The 8288-nt window shown below is 56.0% G+C and carries 5 protein-coding genes and 1 pseudogene; 2 read left to right on the top strand and 4 right to left on the bottom strand.

Features of this window, described 5'->3' with window-relative positions; all coding sequences use genetic code 11:
• Positions 1 to 35 precede the first annotated feature (35 nt).
• The 3 genes and pseudogenes from ACOI1H_RS21865 to ACOI1H_RS21855 form a co-directional block, all read right to left on the bottom strand.
• Positions 36 to 770, bottom strand: a pseudogene (locus ACOI1H_RS21865) (glutamate synthase-related protein); the annotation flags it as partial.
• Between the two features lie 162 nt (positions 771 to 932).
• Positions 933 to 1364 (bottom strand): hypothetical protein, encoded by a 432-nt coding sequence (locus ACOI1H_RS21860; protein ID WP_422440151.1) that lies wholly within the window; start codon positions 1362 to 1364, stop codon positions 933 to 935.
• Positions 1365 to 1476: 112 nt separating this feature from the next.
• Positions 1477 to 3138 carry a UvrD-helicase domain-containing protein gene (locus ACOI1H_RS21855; RefSeq protein WP_422440150.1) on the bottom strand — a complete coding sequence of 554 codons (1662 nt, stop codon included), beginning with the start codon at positions 3136 to 3138 and terminating at the stop codon, positions 1477 to 1479.
• Positions 3139 to 3194: 56 nt separating this feature from the next.
• Here ACOI1H_RS21855 and ACOI1H_RS21850 point away from each other — a divergent pair, with 56 nt between their 5' ends.
• Both ACOI1H_RS21850 and ACOI1H_RS21845 read left to right on the top strand, forming a co-directional pair.
• Positions 3195 to 4235 (top strand): hypothetical protein, encoded by a 1041-nt coding sequence (locus tag ACOI1H_RS21850; RefSeq protein ID WP_422440148.1) that lies wholly within the window; start codon positions 3195 to 3197, stop codon positions 4233 to 4235.
• Between the two features lie 456 nt (positions 4236 to 4691).
• Positions 4692 to 7694, top strand: a complete 3003-nt coding sequence (locus ACOI1H_RS21845) for a DEAD/DEAH box helicase (protein WP_422440146.1) — start codon at positions 4692 to 4694, stop codon at positions 7692 to 7694.
• Here the strand turns inward: ACOI1H_RS21845 and ACOI1H_RS21840 are convergent.
• The coding region (locus tag ACOI1H_RS21840) for a hypothetical protein (RefSeq protein WP_422440144.1) at positions 7679 to 8288 on the bottom strand (610 nt) is incomplete at its 5' end. The two genes, ACOI1H_RS21845 and ACOI1H_RS21840, sit on opposite strands and share 16 nt — an antisense overlap.

Here is an 8288-nt window from a genome sequence, read left to right as displayed (position 1 = left end):
CATCACGATGCTCACACCGATCAGGAAGCCCTGGATTTCAATCCGGGGAGCTTCACTTGAGGCTCTGCGGCCTGAAGCTTGAACTTGCCGACATCGAATGTGCCATCATCGGCGCGACAACCGAAATAGCCGGATGCGACCTGGTAAATCAGATCGCCGCCTTGCCGGTGGTATGTGCTGATACCACCTTCGCCCGTATCATGCGCGAAGCCGCCTTCTTTTGCGCCCTTGTTCAGCGCGCTGATGGCATTAGCGGAAAGTGCGCCAAAGCTCATGGCCGAGATGTTGTAGATGGATGCGTTGTAGGGCTGAGCACAATTTGGCCCGCCGATCAGGACCCGGAAGTTGGTATCAGCGATGTGCTTGGGCATCATGGAGTGGGTGACCCAGGCATATCCAGAGTCGTAAACCTTCTCGGACGTGCCAAACGGCTTTTTGTCTTCAACGCCCTTTGCGCGCTGATAAACAAGGCTGCGCGTCTCGCGGCTGAAAGGCTCCTCGTCGCGGTCGCCTTCCAGGAGATACTGCCGGATCTCGGGCCGGATGGATTCAAGAAGGTAGCGGATATGACCAATGACAGGGTAGTTACGCAGCACGGCGTGCCGCGTCTGCATCAGATCATAGACGCCCAAGGCCGACAGCGCGGCCAGAATGATGCCTGGGATCATCAGCCACATGGCTTGCGCGATTGAAAGTGCAAAGCATGCGATGGCGCCTACAATGCAGACACCCAGCGGGAGAAACCGCTTCTGGAAGATGAAATTCGTCATATTTGGTCAGTCTGTGAAGAGTTGGTTTGCTTGGATCAGACCCGGAAGAGACCGATGCCGTATCTGTCCGATCCGGATATGTGCACACAGGAATCTTGCTTCCACCCAAGACGCGGTATTATGGCTCAATGCCTGTGCTGGGTGGCGCCGGGCCGTTGCAGATCAGATCTCCGCAAGCACTTCTTTGCAAGTCGATGTCAAGGTTTCCAACGCGCCGTCGTGGTCCCGCACCTTCAAGAGAGAAATTTTGCGGGCAACTTGATACTTCATATACCAAGGCAGGATTGTGCCGTCTGCGCTCTGTGCACAGACCAGGACAAACTTGTTACCTAACGGCCCGAAGGTTACGGCACGCTCCACTTGTTCGCCTGACATATTCACAAAAAGAGTGACGTCGCCTTGGGCCTTGATGTCTGTTTCCGCCGCGACCAAAGACGCAACCAAGCTTGACTCAAGTGCTTCAGCTCTTGCCTGCAAGTGTCCGGCTCCGAACGCAAGCACGGCTGCCAGCAAAAGTGCACCCAAGAGCAAAAGGCAGAAGGTCAGCGGTTCACCTAGCTGAAAGCAGTTCTTTTTGGGTGCGGTTTCGGTCATGATTAGGTATTCCTCTGTTTGTCCATAATCATGAAATTGGACTTTCTGCTGCCAGTCGGAAATCAAACTCATCCGGTTTCAGGCATTATTTCAGACCGATCGCAGAATCTCGCTACGTCATGTCGACGACGTCGAGCCTCTTGCGGGCGCGTGTGCCGGCAACATGCTTGAGGCACGCCTCCTCACGCAGGTATTCATCCTCCGGGATCAGTGCCTCGAGGATCGGGCGAGAGGGATGCTCCATCGGGAAGGACCCGTCGTCGAGGAGAAGTACTTGATCCCACTCAAGGCCTTTTGATCCATGTGCCGTGATACCTGTGACAGACCCCTTGTAGCCTTTCTCGCGCAACAAGGCCTCAACCTGAATCCGCAGGCGATACATCGTGTGGTCGCCGACCTTCCACTTTCTTGCAATAAGAGCGACATCGGAAAGCGAAAGGTCGACCAGTTCTGCGAGGCGCTTTGCGGCCAGGAACAGGTCGCGCTTCGCGGTGACCTTTGAGGTATTGACCTCACCCTGGCCGTTGCCGGGGTAAAGGATTGCCGGACCGTCGTCGGCTCCGATGGCATCCATGACGGCATTGCCCCAGTTCACGATTTTCGCTCCTGAGCGTCTGTTCCGCAGTAGATCGAGCTGCTTGGGGTTATCCAGGTGTTTGGCTGCATCACGAAAGTAATCGAGGTCCGCACCTGCGAACCCGTTGATGGCCTGCCAGTCATCCCCGACGCCTTGAATGTTGATCATGCCGTTGATGTCGCGCACGGCTGCGACGAGGCGCATGTAGGGTAGGCTAACGTCCTGAAACTCATCGATGAAGATCCAGTCTACACCATGGGCATCCGATTGACGCATGACGCCCTTTTCGATCTCTCGCTCGAGCGACCATGCTGCGGCTTGAAGGACAGAGGTTGCATCGAGCAGTCGAGCATCCCGGAGCCGGTTCTCGAAAGCGACGATGACTTTCATTGCGGTGCCGCCGATCGGTCCGGCAACCTCCCATGCGTTCTCGAACCGGTTCTGAAGGCCGTATCCACGCGCCCGCAGAAATTGAACAGCAGAAACCAGCGCCTCACGACCGACGGATTCAACGTACTCTTTGCGCTTTCCATAGTGTGTGCGCATCTTTGAGGCACAGAAGAAGTAGAACTCCTTCTTCACGATCTCGTCGATGCATTCCTGCATCATCTGGGCGATTGCCAGGCCATCCTCGCTTTTCTCGTCGAAGACGGGACGCCGGGAGTCGCCAAAATGCGCGCGCACAATGCGTTGTCCCAGTGCGTGGAAGGTCCGCACCCGGATGCCGCCAGGCACGCCAAATGCGGACAGGCGCTGTTCGAGGGATCGCGCCGCCGCATTGTTGAAGGTCAGCATCATGATAGTCTCGGGTTTGATCCCGAGATCCTGCGTCAGATAGGCGGCCTTGATTGCAAGGGCAGTCGTTTTACCAGACCCAGCGCGCGCCCTGAGAAGGGCGTCCCCTTGGTCTGTGACGAGAAAGTCGACGAGATCATCCTCGATCGCAGCTTCGGGAAGCTTCAGAAGTGAGGCGGCACGTGCACGCGCCCTGCTTCGCGTTGTTATATCGGAGGGCGGGTGGCCGGCTGCCATGTGATCGTTCCTTGCTTTGGTCCTGTAGAGAACATTGGTCCTCTTTGCAGATTCCGAAGGATTTTCAACTGTGATCATGGCCCAGGTCGCTGGTTTGCGACGCGATCGGCGCATTCTTGCGGTGGCTGTAAAATGGACTCTTTGGTTCGCGCGGCCTGGACCCATTTCCTGTTCAGGCGTGGATGCGCGACATCGTGCAAAGATGAAAGTGACCGGGAAAGTTGAGAGAAGCGAAAGACCTTACCGTCCAGCGGTTTCCTGGCTACAAGGTCGCCCACGGTGATCTTGAACGTATTCTTCAAATCGGAGATCGCATCTTTCCACCATCTGTTTCCCGTTCGCACCGCCTCGGCATGATCGGCAGGGCTGCGGGGTTTCACGGCGAGGCTGATTTTCTTGATACGCTCAAGTATCAATCCGTCATGCTATGGGACCTGAGATGCGAGTCGGAACTTCTGCGCGCCGTCAAGCTCGATGGGGCAGGGTCACTGTATTTTTCTGATATCCACCTTAATTCACTGGTCTCTGCCGGACTTGCATGGGGTGATCACTTTGACGCGCAAGGCGGCGGTGTTTCTGACTTCCTCCGGTTCATGGACGCATTCCGACATACCTCTGTTTTGTGCGACCGCTTCGCCTATAAAACTTCCCTGACGCCCGCTGAGATCCGCGACCCATCACCACTCCTGTCCTACCGTGATCACTTCAGAGGCGACACCGTGATCCTTGTGTCGCCACGCAACCAACGTGAGCTTTGCTATGATTTCGACCTTGAAGCGGTGCGCGAATTGCCTGTCGGATGTTGGATAGGGTGCCGGGTTCACCTGACAGCCCAGGATCGTTTTTTCATTGAGCCTGACGAGGTCTTTGTCATTGACTGGGAGAATGCCGCGGAAACGGCGCGGATTCTTGAAGAAGCGCGTATCGTCTGTTTTGACGATGACGACAGCAACGAGATCGTGAGCCTCATGTGGTGCAATGATCTTATGATCGCCATTCCGAGCATCGCAACGATCAAGGCTGACGCCTTCGAGATCGGGTTTGAAACAAACGGTGACTTCTTCTCCATAGGGCATGCCAGCCTGTGGCAGAATGAGCGTCCAGACGATTTCCTGACGTGGTCGGTTGCCCGACGGGCACGCTTTTCCGTGTCCTGGATGTGCGAAATGGTCAATTATGTTCAGGGCTGCTGTTATGAGCTGGTGCGCCTCAAGAGCAAGCCTGTGCCTGCGCATCTTGGTCGTCAAATTGTCCTAGTCTAACTATGGATTGACCCACTCCTTCAGGATGGCATCGCCATCGTATAGGCGTCTGCGGCCGGAATTGGGGTGTCGATGCCACCCATCAGGCTCACCCTGTCCTGCCCACGCAGCGAGTGCACTCTCCGCTTCGCGCGCTGCTGTAGCACCACCGGTCATCATAGCCCACCTTGTCTCCAATCCGGCCAGTGATGATGGCATGTGTGAACAGGAGCGGCATGAGGCACGCATATCTGTCCTGTGCGATCAATTTTGGTTCGCGATATCCACACTCAGCAATGAGATAGGTGAAATTGGCCGCCGCCTTATAGGCTGCCGCGCTTTCTGCATCTGAGTGAATCGTATCTTTCGGCATGATGTGCAATTTGCAAGATCTGTCATGCGCGATCAAGTGCTTCTTCGGCCTGCACGTGTGATGCGGCGCTTCCGATCAGGAGAGATGAACTCCATTTCCTCTCCATGACTGACATCAAATCAACTCTTGAGTTCTTCCGCGACGTCGAGTCGATGGAGATTCCCACCGCACCCAAGGTTGGGAGGGGTAAAAACGGCTTTCCTGGCGTGACTGAGCACAGCGGCACCCGTCGCGGGAAGCTGCCATGGCAGCAATCTCATCCTGCGATCACAAGTTCCTCTGCGACCTTCTATCTGGTCTATTTGGGCTGCATGGAAATGCGCGACGTTGTTGGCCATATCTTGAAGGCGATTGCGCCGGACGAGGCGCCTGATGGAGAAGCCATAGCGCGCTTATGGGAGACGGCAGCACTTGGAACCATCATCCTCGACTGGATGGGGCGACCGCTTGAGGGCTCCCTTACTCCAGCTCCGCTTACGTTTGGGGTGCCTGAGCTTGCTGCCGGGCGCACCATGTCCGGCATTTTTGCGAAGATTGACGAAACTGTGGGCGTCATCATGGAGACGCAGTTTGGCTGCGCAGTGAGCGCGCAGGGTCTGGGGCCAGATGAAACGTCAGATGCTGAGCGCAGTCCAGTTGCAACTTTCGATGACGATGACGGCGAGGCTCCAAAACCGCGCGGCGTTATGGTCCATACGGATGTCGCAGATCTGGCGAAGTTGCTCGGTCTCACCAAGGGCCTGATATCGAAACTTGGTATGGCTGGTCATGAAGCGCGCATTCGTGTCACGTCAAAGACGATCCGGTTCAAAGAGGGTGCATACGTTCCTCGCCCTGATTTTTCCGATGCGGTCCAATACTCATTTTATGCATCAGAACTCGATCGTTTGGCGTGCGTATGCGATAAGAATGGTGTCGGTGACGTCGAAGGACTGTCCGCTCCTCTTCGCGCTTTTCTTGCGGATGCAACCGGCCCTGATGAGAGGATCGATCTCTTGCGTGACGATGCAGCAATGGCACGCGCCGTCGCCATGCCAAATCTTGCCACGGCCCGGTGGCCATCGTCACCTCATCATTCATTGGTCCTGGCCCAGCAGGCTGCGGTTGGAGCTGCAATCAGCAATGAGCCGTTGGTGGCAATCAACGGTCCGCCCGGAACCGGCAAGACGACGCTTTTGCGTGATATCATTGCCCAAACGATCGTGGCGCGCGCAACAATGCTCTCAAACGAGGCAACGCCTTACAATATCTTCAAGGAAATCCGCATCAAGAAAGAAGGGGTGAACGTCGTGCGAGGCGAACTTGTCGCGGGCACGGGGATCATTGTGGCGTCCAACAACAACGCTGCGGTCGAAAACATTTCAAAAGAACTTCCGGGCCGCCACTCGATTGATCGTCGCAGCTTTCCGGACGCGGAATATCTCCCTGCTGTCGCCAATGACGTCGCAAAGGCGTTTGGAGAGAGCGATCCGGATTGTTGGGGACTACTGTCTCTTCCAATGGGTAATTCCGACAACATCTGGCGGGCATTCAGCGGCTTGGATGGCAAGAGGGTCAAGGGGGAGGGGAATGTCCCGGTGCCACACGGGCTTTTTGCGCGACTGACGGCCATGGGTCCCGTGAAGCCATCAGAATGGACATCGGCCAAGCGCGTGTTCAAGGAAACGGTTGCGGACCTCGAGTCATTGAGCAAAATAAGATTCAAGCACCAGTCCGACCTCGATCTCCTTCTTGCTTTGACACAAGAAAAGTTGGCCCTGCTTCAACAGGGCGTGTCGATCGATGAGGATGTTAGCCTTGCGGATACGACGGCGGGACCACGCTCACCGGAAGTGCTTGATCTTGCGTTTCGAAAGATCCAATCGCGTATGAAGCGCCGCAAGATCGACTTCACTATTCCTGACGAAGCCTTCTTCGAACAGGATCATGCCTTGCGACATCTCGCCAGTCTCTGGGTCGATAAGGAGTTCGAAATCGTCAGGAGCCGTGTCTTTGTCGAAGCACTCAAGCTTCATGAATTGGTTTTGCGAGCAAATGCATTCGACCTCAAGTCATTCATCTGGACGGCAAAGAAGGTCCTGAAGGGAGAGTTGCCGGCCCAGCCTGAGCAACAGGTCGCCATCTGGAATACTCTCTTTCTGATCTGCCCTGTGATTTCGACGTCACTTGCGTCTGTGCGTCGTCTGCCGAGCGTCAAAGAGTGGATTGGCCATGTGCTAATTGACGAGGCCGGGCAGGCGACGCCACAGTCGATTGCAGGCTTGCTCCAACGTGCCAGAAAGGCGACGATTGTCGGAGATCCGTTGCAGGTCGAACCGGTCGTTAAGATTCCAGGTGCGGTTATCGAGAGACTTCGCATGGATGCAGGTGCGCAAGAGCGCTTCTCGCCGTCATCAGCATCTGCTCAAACGGTCGCAGACAGCGGCATGAAGATGGGGGCCTGGGTTTCGACTGGAACAGAGGTGTGTGACACTGTGTGGACTGGCATGCCTTTGCGTGTCCACCGGCGTTGTGCTGACCCAATGTTCAGCGTGGCGAACCGGATTGCCTATGATGGTCAGATGGTTCAGGGGGCGCCCGGCGCCATTTCCGACCCTATGCCGGAGGCAGGACAAAGCTGCTGGCTTGATGTTCGCGGCACAACCTTCGAGGACAAGGTTGTGCGTGAGGAAATGGACATGCTCGAAAGAAGTCTTGCAAGGTTTGCGCGGTCGTGGCCTCAGAAAAGCGGCAGTGATGCCAGCATCTGTGTTATTTCGCCGTTCGTGTCAGTTGAGCGCGCGGCGCGCGATGTTGCCAGGCGTGTCCTGGGCCCAACGGCTCCAGTTTTGTGTCCAACTGGCACTGTTCACCGCTTTCAAGGACGAGAAGTGGACGTCGTCTTTCTGGTTCTTGGCTCCGCTCCTGGGGACGCTGGAAGGCGCAGCAGGCTTTGGGCGTCTGCGAAGCCTAACCTGCTCAATGTCGCACTGACACGCGCGCGCTCCAGGATCTATGTCATCGGCAATCTCGATGACTGGGGAGGACTGCCAGGCTTTTCCGTTCTGGCGCAAAGCTTCTGGGCGGCCGACGCCATTCATGCGACAACGCTTCAAGCTGACCAATAAGCGACCTTGCCTTCTTTTGGGGCTTTGCGGACGACACCTTGGGCCGCGAGCTCATCAAACCATGTCTTGGTAGTAATCCTTTGGCTCTCGAGGTCGTGCTTCGTCCCAAGTATGCGCAGCTCCGGAACACAGAGACCACCGTCCAGCGCAGACTTTAGATCATGCATGAATGAGCGCAAGTTTTGCGGCGCGGAGGTGCACATTTCAGCCAGCATGACTGCAAACAGGGGTGGCATCTCTTTGACGGCCTCGACCAGGTCGTCAAGACTTTTGGGATCAAAAGACAAATAGCATTGCCGCACATACCAGTGGACCATCGAATACCACGCATGGTGTGAATAGACATGGTGGTTGATGAAGATGATCGAATGCTGCTCAAGCAAGCTCGCGGGTGCAGCATCATGCTCCCACGCGGCTTGCGACGGCATGACGGCGAGTCCCGACTGTTTCATAATTGCGGTGAATTCGCGCTCGATGTCATGCATCGTTTGGCACAGGCGACGGAGTTCAGATGGCAAGGCATTTGTCTTGACGCGACTCCCATCTGTATCTGAGCCGTATTGCAGCGCATGTAATTGTCGACCCGAGGCTGAG

The organism is Loktanella sp. DJP18, from assembly GCF_049310965.1.
GTDB lineage: Bacteria > Pseudomonadota > Alphaproteobacteria > Rhodobacterales > Rhodobacteraceae > Loktanella.
Note: the sequence above shows the minus strand (reverse complement) of the source record. Positions and strands in the feature narration are given on the sequence as shown.